Origin of the sequence: Serratia sp. MMO-28, from assembly GCF_037199905.1 — a bacterium.
GTDB classification, from domain to species: domain Bacteria; phylum Pseudomonadota; class Gammaproteobacteria; order Enterobacterales; family Enterobacteriaceae; genus Chania; species Chania oryzae.
Window position 1 is genome coordinate 1 of sequence record NZ_JBBCVB010000020.1, and the last position, 16,407, is coordinate 16,407.

At 50.7% G+C, this 16,407-nt stretch carries 24 protein-coding genes; 6 read left to right on the forward strand and 18 right to left on the reverse strand.

The window, feature by feature from the left end; all coding sequences use genetic code 11:
- The first annotated feature begins 364 nt into the window (after nt 1–364).
- Nucleotides 365–907, forward strand: a complete 543-nt coding sequence (locus WG891_RS17375) for a gamma carbonic anhydrase family protein (RefSeq protein WP_337263916.1) — start codon at nt 365–367, stop codon at nt 905–907.
- A 40-nt stretch (nt 908–947) separates the two neighbouring features.
- On the opposite strand, the gene aroE is transcribed toward WG891_RS17375, so the two are convergent.
- From aroE to dprA, 5 genes are read right to left on the reverse strand one after another with little or no spacing between them, the layout of a single operon-like run.
- Nucleotides 948–1,766, reverse strand: a complete 819-nt coding sequence (aroE, locus tag WG891_RS17380; RefSeq protein WP_337263917.1) for a shikimate dehydrogenase — start codon at nt 1,764–1,766, stop codon at nt 948–950.
- 11 nt (nt 1,767–1,777) lie between these two features.
- Nucleotides 1,778–2,347: an L-threonylcarbamoyladenylate synthase type 1 TsaC gene (gene tsaC / locus WG891_RS17385; protein ID WP_337263918.1), complete on the reverse strand. Its 570-nt coding sequence runs from the start codon at nt 2,345–2,347 to the stop codon at nt 1,778–1,780.
- A gap of 7 nt (nt 2,348–2,354) precedes the next feature.
- Nucleotides 2,355–2,900, reverse strand: coding sequence for a DNA topoisomerase family protein (locus tag WG891_RS17390; RefSeq protein WP_337263919.1), 546 nt, complete (start codon nt 2,898–2,900; stop codon nt 2,355–2,357).
- A 26-nt stretch (nt 2,901–2,926) separates the two neighbouring features.
- A complete protein-coding gene (gene smg / locus WG891_RS17395) occupies nt 2,927–3,400 on the reverse strand; it encodes a DUF494 family protein Smg (RefSeq protein ID WP_076943292.1) in 474 nt (157 codons plus the stop codon).
- Nucleotides 3,372–4,493, reverse strand: coding sequence for a DNA-protecting protein DprA (gene dprA, locus WG891_RS17400; protein ID WP_337263920.1), 1,122 nt, complete (start codon nt 4,491–4,493; stop codon nt 3,372–3,374). The genes smg and dprA overlap by 29 nt, the downstream gene beginning before the upstream one ends.
- Nucleotides 4,494–4,625: 132 nt before the next feature.
- Between dprA and def the strand changes: the two genes are divergently transcribed.
- The 5 genes from def (at nt 4,626) to mscL (ending at nt 9,431) form a co-directional block, all read left to right on the forward strand.
- The gene (gene def, locus WG891_RS17405) at nt 4,626–5,135 is read left to right on the forward strand and encodes a peptide deformylase (RefSeq protein ID WP_076943290.1); all 510 of its coding nucleotides are present in this window, start codon (nt 4,626–4,628) and stop codon (nt 5,133–5,135) included.
- A gap of 17 nt (nt 5,136–5,152) precedes the next feature.
- Nucleotides 5,153–6,097 carry a methionyl-tRNA formyltransferase gene (gene fmt, locus WG891_RS17410; RefSeq protein ID WP_156294330.1) on the forward strand — a complete coding sequence of 315 codons (945 nt, stop codon included), beginning with the start codon at nt 5,153–5,155 and terminating at the stop codon, nt 6,095–6,097.
- 76 nt (nt 6,098–6,173) lie between these two features.
- Nucleotides 6,174–7,463 (forward strand): 16S rRNA (cytosine(967)-C(5))-methyltransferase RsmB, encoded by a 1,290-nt coding sequence (gene rsmB, locus WG891_RS17415; RefSeq protein ID WP_076943288.1) that lies wholly within the window; start codon nt 6,174–6,176, stop codon nt 7,461–7,463.
- A 70-nt stretch (nt 7,464–7,533) separates the two neighbouring features.
- On the forward strand, nt 7,534–8,910 hold the full coding sequence (gene trkA / locus WG891_RS17420; protein WP_076943287.1) for a Trk system potassium transporter TrkA: 1,377 nt from the start codon (nt 7,534–7,536) through the stop codon (nt 8,908–8,910).
- A gap of 107 nt (nt 8,911–9,017) precedes the next feature.
- On the forward strand, nt 9,018–9,431 hold the full coding sequence (gene mscL, locus WG891_RS17425) for a large-conductance mechanosensitive channel protein MscL (RefSeq protein ID WP_337263921.1): 414 nt from the start codon (nt 9,018–9,020) through the stop codon (nt 9,429–9,431).
- A gap of 35 nt (nt 9,432–9,466) precedes the next feature.
- Here the strand turns inward: mscL and WG891_RS17430 are convergent, their stop codons facing one another.
- The 13 genes from WG891_RS17430 to rplR form a co-directional block, all read right to left on the reverse strand.
- The gene (locus WG891_RS17430; protein ID WP_337263922.1) at nt 9,467–9,673 is read right to left on the reverse strand and encodes an alternative ribosome-rescue factor A; all 207 of its coding nucleotides are present in this window, start codon (nt 9,671–9,673) and stop codon (nt 9,467–9,469) included.
- Between the two features lie 83 nt (nt 9,674–9,756).
- On the reverse strand, nt 9,757–10,188 hold the full coding sequence (gene zntR / locus WG891_RS17435) for a Zn(2+)-responsive transcriptional regulator (RefSeq protein WP_337263923.1): 432 nt from the start codon (nt 10,186–10,188) through the stop codon (nt 9,757–9,759).
- 223 nt (nt 10,189–10,411) lie between these two features.
- Nucleotides 10,412–10,801, reverse strand: a complete 390-nt coding sequence (rplQ, locus tag WG891_RS17440; RefSeq protein ID WP_004929726.1) for a 50S ribosomal protein L17 — start codon at nt 10,799–10,801, stop codon at nt 10,412–10,414.
- 40 nt (nt 10,802–10,841) lie between these two features.
- On the reverse strand, nt 10,842–11,831 hold the full coding sequence (locus WG891_RS17445; protein WP_002919219.1) for a DNA-directed RNA polymerase subunit alpha: 990 nt from the start codon (nt 11,829–11,831) through the stop codon (nt 10,842–10,844).
- A 26-nt stretch (nt 11,832–11,857) separates the two neighbouring features.
- Entirely contained in the window at nt 11,858–12,478 is a 621-nt protein-coding gene (rpsD, locus tag WG891_RS17450; RefSeq protein ID WP_076943283.1) for a 30S ribosomal protein S4, read from the reverse strand.
- Between the two features lie 33 nt (nt 12,479–12,511).
- Complete coding sequence (gene rpsK / locus WG891_RS17455) at nt 12,512–12,901, reverse strand: 30S ribosomal protein S11 (RefSeq protein ID WP_004929731.1); 390 nt, start codon at nt 12,899–12,901, stop codon at nt 12,512–12,514.
- Between the two features lie 16 nt (nt 12,902–12,917).
- Complete coding sequence (rpsM, locus tag WG891_RS17460) at nt 12,918–13,274, reverse strand: 30S ribosomal protein S13 (RefSeq protein WP_025123454.1); 357 nt, start codon at nt 13,272–13,274, stop codon at nt 12,918–12,920.
- A gap of 146 nt (nt 13,275–13,420) precedes the next feature.
- Nucleotides 13,421–13,537, reverse strand: a complete 117-nt coding sequence (rpmJ, locus tag WG891_RS17465) for a 50S ribosomal protein L36 (protein ID WP_037402687.1) — start codon at nt 13,535–13,537, stop codon at nt 13,421–13,423.
- A gap of 33 nt (nt 13,538–13,570) precedes the next feature.
- The gene (secY, locus tag WG891_RS17470) at nt 13,571–14,902 is read right to left on the reverse strand and encodes a preprotein translocase subunit SecY (protein ID WP_337263924.1); all 1,332 of its coding nucleotides are present in this window, start codon (nt 14,900–14,902) and stop codon (nt 13,571–13,573) included.
- Nucleotides 14,903–14,910: 8 nt separating this feature from the next.
- On the reverse strand, nt 14,911–15,345 hold the full coding sequence (gene rplO, locus WG891_RS17475) for a 50S ribosomal protein L15 (RefSeq protein WP_024912197.1): 435 nt from the start codon (nt 15,343–15,345) through the stop codon (nt 14,911–14,913).
- Nucleotides 15,346–15,348: 3 nt separating this feature from the next.
- Complete coding sequence (rpmD, locus tag WG891_RS17480) at nt 15,349–15,528, reverse strand: 50S ribosomal protein L30 (protein ID WP_004956161.1); 180 nt, start codon at nt 15,526–15,528, stop codon at nt 15,349–15,351.
- A 6-nt stretch (nt 15,529–15,534) separates the two neighbouring features.
- Nucleotides 15,535–16,035: a 30S ribosomal protein S5 gene (gene rpsE / locus WG891_RS17485; RefSeq protein WP_004956164.1), complete on the reverse strand. Its 501-nt coding sequence runs from the start codon at nt 16,033–16,035 to the stop codon at nt 15,535–15,537.
- 14 nt (nt 16,036–16,049) lie between these two features.
- Nucleotides 16,050–16,403 carry a 50S ribosomal protein L18 gene (gene rplR, locus WG891_RS17490; protein ID WP_076943282.1) on the reverse strand — a complete coding sequence of 118 codons (354 nt, stop codon included), beginning with the start codon at nt 16,401–16,403 and terminating at the stop codon, nt 16,050–16,052.
- Nucleotides 16,404–16,407 lie beyond the last annotated feature (4 nt).

A 16,407-nucleotide genomic window follows, 5' to 3' on the forward strand; every position in this document is an offset into this window, starting at 1 on the left:
TGTCTGATAAATTGTTAAAGAGCAGTGAGTTACGCGCTTTCGCTTGCTAACTCGAGGTGGCGTATATTACGCTTTCCTCTTTCAGAGTCAACCCTAAATTTCAGGTTTTTTCTTTGCGACCCCTGGATACTCTGTGAAGTGATTCACACGTTCCCGGTCGATGGAGGCGCATTATAGGGATCCTTGTTTTTTCCACAAGCCCTTTTTAGATCTTTTCTTTCCGACTGCGTACTTTTCAGCCCTTTCGTGTGGATCTTGCCCGATCGAGGCTATTTCACACGGGATCCGGCATATTGACTGGTTGTAATTCCATCACCAAAGTCTAGTATTGCCGGTAAATATGATCCTGACGTGAGGCTATACTATGTCCGATACAGTACGTTCTTATCTTCATTACTCCCCTCAGATCGGTCAGCGCGTGATGATCGATCCTTCCAGCGTCGTGATCGGTAACGTTGAACTGGCTGATGACGTCAGTATTTGGCCACTGGTTTCCATCCGTGGAGATGTGAATGCCGTAAAGATCGGTGCGCGTAGTAACATCCAGGATGGCAGCGTCCTGCATGTAACACACCAATCTGACTATAATCCGGCAGGCTATCCTTTATTGATTGGTGAAGATGTCACCGTCGGGCATAAAGCCATGCTGCATGGTTGCGTTATCGGCAACCGGGTTTTAGTCGGAATGGGCTCGATCCTGCTGGACGGTGCGGTAATAGAAGATGATGTGGTGATTGGTGCTGGTAGCCTGGTGGCCCCAGGCAAACGCCTGGAAAGCGGTTACCTGTATGTCGGCAGTCCGGCACGCCAGGTAAGACCGTTAACACTGGCTGAACGAGAAGGATTAGTCTACTCATCTAACAACTATGTACGCTGGAAAGAAGAATACCTCTCCAAAGATATCTAATATTGAACGCCCCGCTCTAACCTACCGAGCGGGGCATTATTCAAACGGCCATCTCTTTGCGCAGTTTGCATAACACAGGCTCGATTTCCGGCATCACACCATGCCATAACAGGAAAGCATGTGCCGCCTGCCCCACCAGCATCCCCAATCCATCAGCATAATGTTTCCCGCCCTGTTTCTTCACCCAGGCTAAAAATGGGGTTTCTCCTCGCTGATAGAACATGTCGTAACAACGGGTTGTGCTATTCACTATATTGGCTGGCAATGCCGGGATCTCACCGCTGATCCCTGAAGCAGTCGCATTGATCACTAAGTCAAAATGCTGTTGATCAAGTTGATCCATCGGCAATGAGACGATCTCACCCAAATGTTGGAAGAGCGTCACCAACTCTTGTGCGCGACTAGAGGTGCGGTTGGTCATCACCACTTCGCAGCCAAAAGAGAGTAATGGCAGGATAACACCGCGTGCTGCACCACCCGCTCCCACCAGCAGAATGCGATCGCCGGGTTGGATCAACTGTTGGCACTCAAGATCGGTCAGCAAACCAATACCGTCGGTGTTATCGCCCAACAAACCGCCATTCGGCAACACTTTGAGCGTATTCACCGCCCCCGCTATTGCCGCCCTGTCACTCAGTTCGGTAGACACTTCGTAAGCACGCTCTTTGAAAGGAACGGTGACATTGGCCCCCTTTCCCCCTTCAGCTATAAATTGCTGCAGCGCTACCTCAAATCCATCCAGCGGTGCCAGCACCGTACCGTAAGGATGCTCAATCCCGGTTTGTTCGGCAAACAGTGCATGAATGCGGGGAGATTTACTGTGAGCAATGGGATTACCGAATACCGCGAACTTCTCCATTAACATAACCTCTAGCCCTGACGAATTTGCTCGCCTGTTAAAGCATCTCTGATTTCAGAAGGATTCAGGCGCCCGCCAACGTGACCAGCCAGCACCGGGAAAGATTCGCCAAATTGCTGTTTTACCTCTTCAACAGTACGGCACGGTTCTTGGCCGCTTAAGTTGGCACTGGTTGAAACCAGCGGTTTACCAAACTGACGGCAGAGCTGTTGCACCAGTGGGTGATCGCTAACGCGAACCGCCAACGAGCTAAAGTGGCCGGTCAGGAAACGTGGTGTTTGCCGTTTGGCCGGGATCACCCAGGTGACCGGACCAGGCCAACTGGCAAAAATCGCTGCACGCTGCTGCTCGCTCAACGTGCTGTCATCAATATAAGGTGCTAGCTGTGCATAATCGGCAGCGATCAGGATCAGACCTTTTTCCCACGGGCGTTGTTTCAAGGCCAGTAGTTCTTTGACGGCCTGTTCGCTATCCGGATCGCATCCCAGACCGAATACGGCTTCGGTTGGATAAGCAATGACCAGCTGATTTTTTAGCGTTTCTATAATAGGTGCAAATGCGGAAGTTTGTTCTGAGCTCATGGCATGCTTATTCTGTGGTGATGACGGGTTTTCCGCACAATTTACTGGCACAAAAGAGGGTTGGGCCTTTTGCCGTACGTTTTTCCATCAGCAACGGGTAGTGGCAATAGGCACACTCACCGGCGATAGGTTTAAAGTTGAGGGCGAACTGGCAAGCCGGATAACGATCGCAAGAGTGGAACACCTTGCCATAACGTGATTTACGTTGCAGTAGCTTGCCTTGACCACATTGTGGGCAGGCAATGCTGGTTTCATCTGGCTTATCGATCACTTCGGTATGATCGCACTCGGGATAGTTTCCGCAGCCGATGAACATGCCATAGCGCCCCTGACGCAGCACCAGCGTCGCTTGGCATTTCGGGCACGTCTGCCCCTCTAGAACTTTGACAATATGGCCGTCAGCCTGCGCTTTCAACGGGCGAATATATTGGCATTCAGGATATTGGGAACAGCCAAGAAAGGGGCCGTGGCGACCACTACGGATCACCAGTTCGGCCCCGCATTCCGGACAAGGTTCATTTTGCCTGGCGGCAAAAATCGCGGTTTTTGTCATAACGTCTTTCTATGCTTGCTATCGGCTCAGTGCAGATAGCCTTCGTTTACTTCAAATAACAGCTCTTCCATTTGCTGATAGGCACTTTCATACCCGGGGATATTAAACAGCACCATCAACACTACCCATTTCAGATCTTCGAGATCAAACTCCGTGTTATCCAAAGCCATAACACGATCGATGACCATTTCACGGGTTTCGAGGTTCAATACTTGAATCTGTTCTAGGAACAAAAGGAAACCACGGCAACCGGCATCCAAACGCACACTTTCCTCTTCGGTGTAGATCCGCATTGCCAGCGGGTCGGCATCCATAAAGTAAGGCGCATTCTCACCTTCCTGGAGGTCTGCAAGCTTCTCAAGCCAGTTCAGTGCGTTGTAAATATCATCTCGCTCGAATCCTGCTTCGGCAAGATCGGCGGTCAAGGTATCCTGATCAACAGACATCTCTGGCTCATTGTGGATATAAGTTTCAAACAAGTACATGAGTACGTCGAACATAGCCTGCCCTCCTTAATCGGACATAGCCGCCGGATACAGCTGCGATCCACCCTGCTAACTCCAGATCGAGTAACTTGATTACCACCTCTGGCACAGGTTGGCCGGCACGTTCAGCGACGACGTCAACAGGTGTCACCTCATATCCTACGTTAGCCAACACATCGGCAAATGGCAATTCAACTTGGGCCTCTGATGCAGAAATAGTTGTATTTTCATTCACAGACAACCAATGCAGGCCACTTCCCAGTTGTTCGGCGATGTCTTTAGGGCCGGTAACCAAGCTGGCTCCCTGCTGAATTAACCAGTGAGTGCCCTCACTCATCGGGCTCCCCAGCGCTCCTGGCAGGGCGAAAACTTCACGCCCCTGCTCCAGCGCACAACGTGCTGTAATCAATGAACCGCTGCGTAACGAAGCTTCGATGACCACCACTCCCATACTTAAGCCGCTGATAATCCGGTTGCGACGTGGGAAGTGATCCGCCAGCGGCAAATCCGTTGCCAGATGCTCAGAAACCACCGCACCACCCTGCTCAACGATTTGTTCAGCAAGATACCGGTGACGACGCGGATAAATGTTGGCCAGGCCGCTGCCCAGCACGGCGATCGTCACTCCTTGAGCCGCCAAAGCGGCACGATGGCAAATACCGTCAATACCGATGGCTAACCCGCTGGTAATAGCAAAACCGCAGTGCACCAGCCCAGTGGCAAAATCGTTCCCCCAATGCTCACCATAGTGGCTGAATTGGCGGCTGCCCACCATAGCGATCTGCGGTAATTGCAGAGCGGCTGGATTTCCTCTCACCATCAGTAAAAACGGCGCATCGGCAATATGTGTCAAAAGCTCAGGGAAACCCGGTTCGCCGTAAATCACCATCCGATTACCTGCTTGCTCCAACCATTTCAGCGATGCCTGCAGGTAATGCATAGGGGTGTGGCGAAATTGCTCCTGTTGCTTATTATTCAAACCTAGCAAGTTCAATAACGGGTAAGGATCTCCGCCCTCAATAACCAGTTGATGGATAATTTGGCTGGCTTGCTGCGCATTTATCCCAGTCACCGCATGCATACGTAGACCGATTTCCTCTCGCTGCATCACGCATTCCCTCGCTGAAAGTAGGGTGTTACCCATTGGTGCAATTGGTCAACGATGCTGTCAATCAAGCCAGGAAATGTCTAGAATAGAAGCTAACTCCCTTTTATCACTCGGATACAGATCTAAAGATATATGTCAGTCTTGCAGGTATTACATTTCCCAGACGAGCGGCTACGCAAAGTTGCAGCCCCGGTAAAAGAAGTCAATGCAGATATCCAGCGCATAGTGGATGATATGTTTGAAACCATGTACGCAGAGGAAGGCATTGGTCTGGCTGCGACGCAGGTGGATATTCATCAGCGCATTATCGTCATTGATATCTCTGAAAACCGCGACGAGCCGCTGGTGCTGATCAACCCGGAAATGCTGGAAAAACACGGTGAAACCGGTATAGAAGAAGGCTGCCTTTCTGTTCCTGAGCATCGCGCTCTGGTGCCGCGAGCAGAGAAAGTGAAGATCCGCGCGCTTGACCGCGAAGGGAAGTCTTTTGAGTTCGAAGCCGATGAGTTGCTGGCTATTTGCATCCAACACGAGATGGATCACCTGGTCGGTAAGTTGTTTGTCGATTACCTTTCTCCGCTTAAACGCCAGCGTATCCGTCAGAAACTGGAAAAAATGGCCAAGCTTAACGCCCGTGCCTAACCGATCAGGAAACTAACGTGTCTGACTCTTTACGGATTATTTTCGCCGGAACACCAGACTTCGCAGCGCGTCACCTCGACGCGCTGTTGTCGTCTGAGCACCAGATTGTTGGGGTTTTCACTCAGCCCGATCGCCCGGCAGGTCGTGGGAACAAACTGACGCCAAGCCCGGTCAAGGTACTGGCAGAACAGCACCAGCTCCCGGTGTTTCAGCCCAAATCACTGCGCCCGCAAGAAAATCAGCATCTGGTTGCCGATCTCAACGCCGATGTTATGGTGGTGGTTGCCTATGGCCTGATCCTGCCGAAAGCCGTTCTGGAGATGCCGCGCTTGGGTTGCATCAATGTGCACGGTTCACTGCTGCCCCGCTGGCGGGGAGCTGCGCCTATCCAACGGGCATTGTGGGCCGGTGACAGTGAAACTGGCGTGACGATCATGCAAATGGATGTTGGGCTTGATACCGGCGACATGATGCACAAAATCAGTTGCCCGATCACAACCAGCGATACCAGCGCCAGCCTATACAACAAGTTAGCGGAACTGGGGCCACAGGGGTTACTGGCAACGTTGCAGCAGTTGGCGACCGGAACGGCTCAGCGCGAAGTGCAAGATGAAACGCTGGTCACCTATGCAGAGAAACTGAGCAAAGAAGAAGCTCGCCTGGATTGGAACCTATCTGCGGCACAGCTTGAGCGCTGTATTCGCGCTTTCAACCCATGGCCAGTCAGCTATTTCACGATTGAAGACCAGCCGGTGAAAGTCTGGCAAGCAACGGTTCTGGCCGAAACAGCCGGCTCACAACCCGGCACTGTCGTTCATGCCGACAAACATGGCATCCAAGTTGCCACCGCTGACGGTATTCTGAACCTGACACAATTGCAGCCCGCGGGCAAAAAACCGATGTCAGCACAGGATTTACTGAATTCACGCCGCGAATGGTTTATACCGGGAAACCGGTTATAAAAAGCCCATTGCTCTTGCCCGGTCACAGTTGCCGGGCTGTTTCTTTCTTAATGCCGTTCGTTATCAGCTTCAGCCTATGAAAAACAATTACAATCTCCGAAGCCATGCAGCCAAAGCTATCGGCCAAGTACTGGATCAGGGGCAGTCACTCAGCACTGTTCTGCCTGCATTGCAAAAGAACATTTCAGACAAAGATCGTGCTCTGCTGCAGGAGCTTTGCTTCGGCACGCTGCGAGTACTACCTCAGCTCGAATGGTGCATTCAACAACTGATGGCCAAACCAATGACCGGCAAGCAGCGTACGCTGCATTATTTGCTGATGGTTGGCCTGTATCAGCTACTGTATACCCGTATTCCTCCGCACGCAGCGCTGGCTGAAACAGTAGAGGGGGCCGTGGCCCTCAAACGCCCGCAGTTGAAAGGCCTGATCAATGGCGTTCTGCGCCAATTCCAACGCCAGCAAGAAGAACTGTTGCAACGTGCGGCCAATAACGAAAGCCGTTACCTGCACCCAAGCTGGCTGCTCAAGCGTATTAAGCAGGCCTATCCAGCCAATTGGGAACAGATCGTTGATGCCAACAATCAGAAACCCCCGATGTGGCTGCGCGTTAATCGTCTTCACCATAGCCGTGATGAATACTTGCAACTGATGCAACAGGCAGGTATCGCCGCTGAGCCCCATAGCGAATATCGCGACGCGGTACGTTTGCTGGCACCTTGCGCCGTGACAGACCTGCCGGGTTTTGCTGACGGCTGGATCACCGTGCAGGATGCGTCAGCCCAAGGCTGTGTCGATCTGTTAGATCCGCAAGATGGCGAACAGATCCTTGATTTATGTGCTGCGCCGGGGGGTAAAACCACCCATATTCTGGAGGCTGCCCCAAAAGCCCATGTGATGGCCGTTGATATTGATGAACAACGTTTGGGCCGGGTAAAAGAAAACCTGCTGCGCCTGCGCCTACATGCCGAAGTCAAATTAGGTGATGGCCGCACACCGGCAGCCTGGTGTGGCGATAAACAGTTTGACCGCATCCTGTTGGATGCCCCCTGTTCTGCCACTGGTGTCATTCGCCGCCATCCTGATATTAAATGGCTGCGTCGAGATAGCGACATCGCTGAGTTAGCCAGTCTGCAGTGCCAGATTCTCGAGGCTATCTGGCCACACGTAAAGTCAGGTGGCGTGATGGTCTATGCGACCTGTTCTATTCTGCCGCAGGAAAACAGCGAACAGATATCCGCTTTCCTGCAGCGCCACAGTGACGCTAAATTGGTAGAAACAGGTGATAATCAGTCACCAGGCAAGCAAAATCTTCCTCATCCTGAGGATGGAGATGGTTTCTTTTACGCTAAGCTGATTAAAATGTAACTATCAGGGCGCACTTTAGGGCGCCTACAAATAACGGCTATGGCCGTTGCGGTGTAAAGCAGAGAACACGATGAAAATAATTATTCTTGGCGCTGGTCAGGTTGGTGGGACGCTGGCAGAAAACCTGGTGGGTGAAAACAACGATATCACCGTGGTCGATACCGATTCTGGGCGTTTGCGCCAGCTACAGGATAAATTCGATCTGCGCGTCGTCCAAGGGCATGGCTCCCACCCGCGAGTCTTACGTGAGGCTGGGGCAGAAGATGCCGACATGCTGGTCGCTGTCACCAACTCTGACGAAACCAATATGGTTGCCTGCCAAATCGCCTATTCACTGTTTAATACCCCAAATCGCATCGCCCGTATTCGCGCACCGGAATACATTCGTGAGTCCGAGAAACTGTTCCATCCGGATGCGGTGCCAATCGATCACCTTATCTCACCAGAGCAGTTGGTCATAGATTACATTTATAAGCTGATTGAATACCCTGGCGCATTGCAGGTGGTGAATTTTGCCGCCGGTAAAGTCAGCATTGCGGCCGTGAAAGCCTATTATGGTGGCCCGCTGGTCGGCAATGCCCTATCGTCTATGCGCGAACATATGCCACACATCGATACCCGTGTTGCCGCCATCTTCCGCCAAGATCGCCCGATACGTCCACAAGGTTCAACCATCATCGAAGCAGGTGATGAAGTCTTTTTTGTTGCCGCCTCTCAGCATATCCGCGCGGTAATGAGCGAGTTGCAGCGGTTAGAAAAACCCTATAAGCGCATCATGATTGTGGGCGGTGGGAACGTGGGAGCAGGGTTGGCACAGCGGTTGGAAAAATCATACAACGTGAAACTGATTGAACGTAATCAGCAGCGTGCCGCCGAGTTGGCGGAACATCTGCACGATACGATTGTTTTCTACGGAGATGCTTCCGATCAGGAACTTCTTGCCGAAGAACACGTGGAGCAGGTGGACGTATTTATCGCCATCACCAATGACGATGAGGCTAATATCATGTCTGCCATGCTAGCCAAGCGCATGGGGGCCAAGAAAGTCATGGTGTTGATCCAGCGCCGTGCTTATGTCGACTTAGTACAAGGCAGCGTGATCGATATTGCTATTTCACCGCAACAAGCGACGATCTCCGCATTGCTGGGGCATGTGCGTAAAGCCGATATTGTCAGCGTTTCTTCGCTGCGTCGTGGTGTTGCAGAAGCTATCGAAGCTATCGCACACGGGGACGAAAGTACCTCTAAGGTGGTTGGCCGCCTGGTGGAAGAGATTAAACTGCCACCAGGGACCACCATCGGAGCCATCGTCCGTGGGGATGATGTCATTATTGCCAACGGCAATAGCAAAATTCTGCAAGGCGATCACGTGATCATGTTTATTACCGATAAGAAATTCGTGCCAGACGTTGAACGTCTGTTCCAACCGAGCCCGTTCTTCTTATAAAAACCTTGATTATGCAGGCGTAAGAAACCATAAACTTTTCTATACTCATCGTGGCGAAAGGAAATCGCTTTGTTAAACTTTCATCATTAATTTTTAAGGGGGTTGTTATGAGTATTTTGAAAGAATTCCGCGAGTTTGCCATGCGCGGCAATGTGGTCGACTTAGCCGTAGGTGTCATTATTGGTGCCGCATTTGGCAGAATTGTTTCATCACTGGTAGCTGACATTATCATGCCACCATTGGGTCTGCTGCTTGGGGGCGTTGATTTTAAACAGTTTCACTTGGTACTACGTGAGGCAGAAGGCAATATCCCTGCCGTAGTAATGAATTACGGGGCTTTTCTGCAGAACATTTTTGATTTCATCATTGTCGCTTTCGCCATTTTTATGGCAATCAAGCTGATGAATAAGCTACGCAGCAAAGCAGCTGAAGAACCGGCAGCGCCTCCCGCGCCCACGGCCGAAGAAAAATTACTGACAGAGATCCGCGACTTGCTCAGACAGCAACAATCCAAGCAGTAAGCACACTTTTCATTCGCTAGAAAGTCGCTTGCATCTTAAAACCAGAAGGCCAGTGGTAAATTATTATTTGATAACTTACCACTGGCCTCCCAGCTCCCCTCTTTTACATGCTTATCTTTACGCCGGTAGCTGCCTTTCCCTTTGGTATTCTTTTCTACGCGCTGACGGAAAAGTGGGTCATGCAGCAGCGCCTCAATGGCGTTTTCCTGGATTTGGCCTTTAGTGTGCCGATATTTAGTCATAGTCATATTCCTTGTGAATCGCGTGGGCATAAAACGGGCTGATAATACTGCTGTACGGATAAAAATTAAAGTGTTGGAAGCGCTCAGACTGATTTTTGACTCTTGTCTTCGCTCGCACCTTGTTCCAAAGCCTCCAGAATAGAACAGTAGTTGCTGGTATGTGCACTGCCACAGCAGGCATCGCTGAGCCTTTTGAGCGACGCGCGCATTCTGGTCAGTTCGGTAAGCTTATTTTCTACTTCAGCTAACCTGGCATCTACGATGGATTTAGATTCCTGGCAAGTATGATGTTCTGGATCTACACGGATCGACAATAATTCCGCAATGGTTTCCAGCGTGAAGCCCAATTGCTTGGCATAGCGGATAAAACGCAGACGCTGCAGATCCTGATCGCTATACAAGCGATAGCCGCCCTCAGTACGGACGTTATGGTCCATCATGCCTTGCTTCTCGTAATAGCGAACGGTGTCTGGTGTAACATCCGCGAGTTTTGCCAGTTGGCCGATTTTAAACATTTTTACTCCCCAAGGCTGAATCTTCCAGCAGCGGGTGTTGGGTGTTTCCAACACAAACACACCACGTAGCGAGAGTCCGCCGTCACAATTAATCCGATGGATAGTATTAGCATAACGGATAAAAAGAAGGAGCTTAAGAGGTGCTACTACAGGAGAATGTTTTCATGTTGCTTAATAGACGTAAAAAAACCGGGCAAGCCCGGTTTTTTTACGCGTCTACAGATTACTCTGCAGTTGCTACTTCTGCTTGAGACTCAGCACGATCAACCAGCTCGATGTATGCCATCGGCGCGTTGTCGCCTGCGCGGAAGCCACACTTCAGAATACGAGTGTAACCACCGGCACGGCTCGCAAAACGCGGGCCTAGCTCGTTAAACAGTTTTGCCACGATCTCGTTATCACGAGTACGGGCGAATGCCAGACGACGATTAGCTACGCTGTCGGTCTTGGCAAGAGTAATCAGCGGCTCAACAACGCGACGCAGCTCTTTCGCTTTTGGCAAGGTCGTCTTGATGATCTCATGACGAACCAAAGAGCCGGCCATGTTACGGAACATAGCCTGGCGATGGCTGCTGTTACGGTTCAGTTGACGACCACTCTTACGATGGCGCATGACCTTATCCTTCTCAGTAAAACCTTAACCTGTGATCCGGTTACTCGTCAGCAATGCTTGCCGGTGGCCAGTTTTCCAGGCGCATGCCCAGAGACAACCCACGCGAAGCCAGCACGTCTTTAATCTCAGTAAGAGATTTTTTACCCAGGTTAGGCGTTTTCAGCAACTCAACCTCGGTACGCTGTACCAGATCACCGATGTAGTGGATAGCTTCTGCCTTGAGGCAGTTAGCAGAGCGGACAGTCAATTCCAGATCGTCAACAGGGCGCAGCAGGATCGGATCGAATTCTGGTTTCTCTTCTTTCACTTCCGGCTGACGAACATCACGTAAGTCAACGAAAGCTTCCAGTTGTTCAGCCAGAATGGTTGCCGCACGGCGGATCGCCTCTTCAGGATCGATCGTACCATTGGTTTCCATTTCGATTACCAGCTTGTCCAGGTCAGTACGCTGTTCTACACGCGCTGCTTCAACATTGTAGGCAATACGCTCTACAGGGCTATAGCAGGCGTCAACCAACAGACGACCGATCGGGCGCTCATCTTCTTCCGAATGAATTCGGGCAGAAGCCGGCACATAACCACGACCGCGCTGAACTTTGATACGCATGCTGATAGCAGCGTTCTCATCGGTCAGGTGGCAGATCACGTGCTGCGGCTTGACGATTTCGACATCACCATCATGGGTGATGTCGGCAGCGGTCACAGGGCCAATGCCAGATTTATTCAGGGTAAGAATAACTTCATCTTTTCCTTGAACTCTCACCGCCAGCCCTTTCAGGTTGAGCAGGATCTCCAGGATATCTTCCTGTACGCCTTCTTTGGTGCTGTACTCATGCAGTACACCATCAATCTCAACCTCGGTCACCGCGCAACCCGGCATAGATGAAAGCAGAATACGGCGCAGTGCGTTGCCAAGAGTATGGCCAAAGCCACGCTCTAAAGGCTCAAGGGTCACCTTGGCGTGCGTCGAACTGACTTGCTCGATATCTACCAGGCGCGGTTTTAGAAACTCTGTCACAGAACCCTGCATTGTGTCCTCTCTTTGAAACTCAAGCTTTACTTGGAGTAAAGCTCGACGATCAGGTGTTCGTTAATGTCGGCGGACAGATCGGTACGTTCAGGAATACGTTTGAACACACCTTCCATCTTCGCAGCATCAACTTCCAGCCAAGTCGGCTTTTCACGCTGCTCAGCCAGCTCCAGAGAAGCCTTAACACGAGACTGCTTTTTAGCTTTCTCGCGGATGCTGACTACGTCATTCGGAGATACCTGATAAGAAGCGATGTTAACAACGCGACCATTTACCATAACTGCTTTATGGCTAACCAGCTGACGTGCTTCTGCACGAGTGGCACCAAAGCCCATACGATAAACTACGTTGTCCAGACGGCCTTCCAGCAGTTGCAACAGGTTTGCACCGGTGTTGCCTTTCAGACGTGCTGCTTCTTTGTAATAGTTACGGAACTGGCGCTCCAGAACACCGTACATACGGCGAACTTTTTGCTTCTCACGTAACTGTACACCATAGTCAGACAGACGCGGTTTACGCGCACCGTGTTGACCAGGCGGTTGCTCAATTTTGCACTTTGAATCGATCGCGCGAACGCCAGACTTCAGGAACAGGTCTGTGCCCTCGCGGCGGCTAAGCTTGAGCTTAGGACCCAAATATCTTGCCATTTTCTTTCTCCAACAATCCGAAAAGCAGGGGCGTTACACGCGACGCTTTTTCGGCGGACGACAACCGTTATGAGGGATCGGAGTCACATCAGTAATATTAGTGATGCGGAAACCAGCCGCGTTCAGAGCGCGGATAGTAGACTCACGACCAGGACCAGGTCCTTTAACCATAACTTCCAGGTTCTTGATACCGTATTCTTTTACTGCGTCAGCACAACGTTCTGCTGCAACCTGAGCTGCAAACGGAGTTGACTTACGAGAACCACGGAAACCGGAACCACCGGCAGTTGCCCAACCCAAAGCATTACCCTGACGATCGGTAATAGTTACAATGGTGTTGTTGAAAGAAGCATGGATATGAGCCACGCCGTCAGAGACTTGTTTTCTTACACGCTTACGTGTACGAACAGGTGCCTTTGCCATTATTCAATCACCCCGATTATTTCTTGATCGGTTTACGCGGACCCTTACGGGTACGTGCGTTGGTCTTGGTACGCTGACCGCGCACTGGCAGACCACGACGATGGCGTAAACCACGGTATGTACCAAGATCCATCAGACGCTTGATGCTCAGGGTAACTTCACGACGCAAATCACCTTCAACAGTGAATTTGGCAACTGCTTCACGCAATTGTTCAATTTGCTCTTCAGACAGCTCACTGATCTTAACATTTTCAGCAATACCCGTAGCAGCACAGATGGACTGTGAACGAGTCTTGCCGATTCCGAAGATCGACGTTAACGCGATAACGGTATGTTTATGATCAGGAATGTTAATGCCTGCTATACGGGCCACTATGCACTCCTACTTATTTTTACGGCAACACCATTCTGAAAAGCCCGTTTTCAGGATACTCAAATAATGTTGCAGCTACATACAAAAGATTGGCTGGCTAATCTAGCCAGCTCAACCCAACTTTGCAAGAAAAATATGCGAGATAATCAGCCTTGACGCTGTTTATGCTTCGGCTCGGCACTGCAAATCACACGAACGACACCGTCACGCTTAACGATTTTGCAGTTACGACATAATTTCTTGACGGAAGCACGAACTTTCATTTTTACTCTCCGTAACTTCTCAAACGCACCTGATTAGCGGTTATAGCCTTTCAGGTTTGCTTTCTTCAATGCAGACTCGTACTGACTTGACATCATCAGAGTTTGCACTTGAGCCATAAAGTCCATGATGACGACAACCACGATCAGTAGCGAGGTACCACCAAAGTAGAATGGTACTTTCATTGCATCACGCATGAACTCCGGGATCAGGCAGATGAAAGTAATGTACATCGCGCCCACCAGGGTTAAACGCGTCATTACTTTATCGATATACTTCGCCGTTTGCTCTCCCGGACGAATTCCTGGTACGAAGGCACCGGACTTCTTCAGGTTATCTGCTGTTTCACGCGGGTTGAAAACCAACGCCGTGTAGAAGAAACAGAAGAAGATGATTGCAGACGCATAGAGTAACACATAAAGCGGTTGTCCAGGCTGCAAATACAGCGAAATCGTTGTCAGCCAGTTCCAACCGGTACCGCCCCCAAACCATGATGCAATCGTGGCAGGGAACAGAATAATACTGGAAGCGAAGATTGCAGGTATTACCCCGGCCATATTCACTTTCAGTGGTAAGTGTGTGCTCTGTGCTGCGTAAACTCGACGACCTTGTTGACGTTTCGCATAGTTAACGACGATACGACGTTGACCACGTTCGATGAAAACAACGAAGAAGGTTACTGCAAACACTAATACTGCAACCAACAGCAACAGGAGGAAGTGCAGGTCGCCTTGCCGAGCTTGCTCAATAGTATGGCCCACTGCCGGCGGTAAACCCGCCACAATACCCGCGAAAATAATGATCGAAATACCGTTACCGATACCACGTTCAGTAATTTGTTCACCCAGCCACATCAGGAACATTGTCCCAGTAACCAGACTCACAACCGCAGTAAAGTAGAATGCAAAGCCTGGGTTTAACACCAGGCCCTGCATACCAGGCATATTCGGCAAACCGGTAGCAATACCGATCGACTGGAATACGGCCAATACCAGCGTACCGTAGCGGGTGTACTGACTAATCTTGCGACGGCCAGCCTCCCCTTCTTTCTTGATCTCTGCTAACGCTGGATGGACCACCGTCAGCAACTGGATAATGATCGAAGCCGAAATATACGGCATGATCCCCAGTGCAAAGATAGAAGCACGGCTGAGAGCACCACCAGAGAACATGTTAAACATTTCAATGATGGTGCCTCTCTGCTGCTCAAGCAGTTTGGCAAGCACAGTGGCATCGATACCAGGAATCGGAATAAAAGAGCCGATGCGGAAAACAATCAGCGCGCCGATAACAAACAAAAGTCTGCGCTTCAGCTCGCCGAGCCCGCCTTTAGCACTTTGAAAATCTAATCCTGGTTGCTTAGCCATTAGCTCACTTATTCCTCAATTTTACCGCCAGCAGCTTCGATAGCAGCACGAGCGCCTTTGGTGACACGCAGACCACGCAGGGTAACCGGACGAGCGATTTCGCCAGAAAGCATAACTTTCGCGAATTCGATCTGGGTACCAACAACGTTAGCGGCTTTCAGCGTGTTCAGGTCGATTACGTCGCCTTCAATCAGAGCCAGTTCAGACAGACGAACTTCTGCCGTGATCATAGCTTTGCGAGAGGTGAAGCCGAATTTCGGCAAACGACGATATAAAGGCATCTGACCACCTTCAAAACCACGACGTACGCCACCGCCAGAACGAGACTTCTGACCTTTGTGACCACGGCCGCCGGTTTTACCCAGGCCAGAACCAATACCACGACCTACACGCTTCGGCGCATGCTTGGCACCTTCAGCCGGAGACAGAGTATTTAAACGCATCTGTTACTCCTCAACTTTAACCATGTAGGAAACCAGGTTGATCATACCGCGTACAGCAGGAGTATCCTCGCGCTCTACGGTGTGACCAATACGACGCAGACCCAGACCGAGCAGTGTAGCTTTATGCTTCGGCAGACGGCCAATGGAGCTGCGAACTTGTGTTACTTTGATAGTCTTAGCCATGGTCAATTACCCCAGAATGTCTGCAACGGATTTACCACGCTTGGCAGCGACCATTTCAGGGGACTTCATATTTGCCAAAGCATCGATAGTTGCACGAACCACGTTAATCGGGTTGGTGGAACCATAAGCTTTAGCCAATACGTTGTGCACCCCAGCGACTTCCAAAACGGCGCGCATTGCACCGCCGGCAATAATACCGGTACCTTCGGAAGCCGGCTGCATGAACACACGGGAACCCGTATGAGCACCTTTAACAGGGTGCTGCAGGGTGCCGCTGTTCAGCGCGACATTCATCATGTTGCGACGGGCTTTTTCCATCGCTTTCTGGATCGCTGCCGGAACTTCGCGTGCTTTGCCGTAGCCAAAACCAACGCGACCGTTACCATCACCAACTACTGTCAGTGCGGTAAAGCTGAAAATACGGCCACCTTTTACGGTTTTAGATACGCGGTTTACCGCGATCAGCTTTTCCTGCAGTTCGCCAGCTTGTTTTTCGATGTGAGCCATCTTAAACCTCTTCCTTAGAACTGAAGGCCAGCTTCACGGGCAGCATCTGCCAGTGCCTGGACTCGACCATGATATTGGAAACCGGAACGGTCAAAGGATACTTTCGCAATCCCTTTTTCCAATGCGCGCTCAGCCAGAGCTTTACCTACGGCTGCTGCTGCATCTTTGTTACCGGAATACTTCAATTGCTCAGTAATAGCTTTTTCTAAAGTAGAAGCGGCTACCAGTACTTCAGAACCATTTGGAGCAATTACCTGTGCGTAAATGTGACGCGGGGTACGATGTACCACCAGGCGAGTTGCTCCCAGTTCTTTGATCTTACGGCGTGCGCGGGTCGCACGACGGATACGAGCAGATTTCTTATCCATAGTG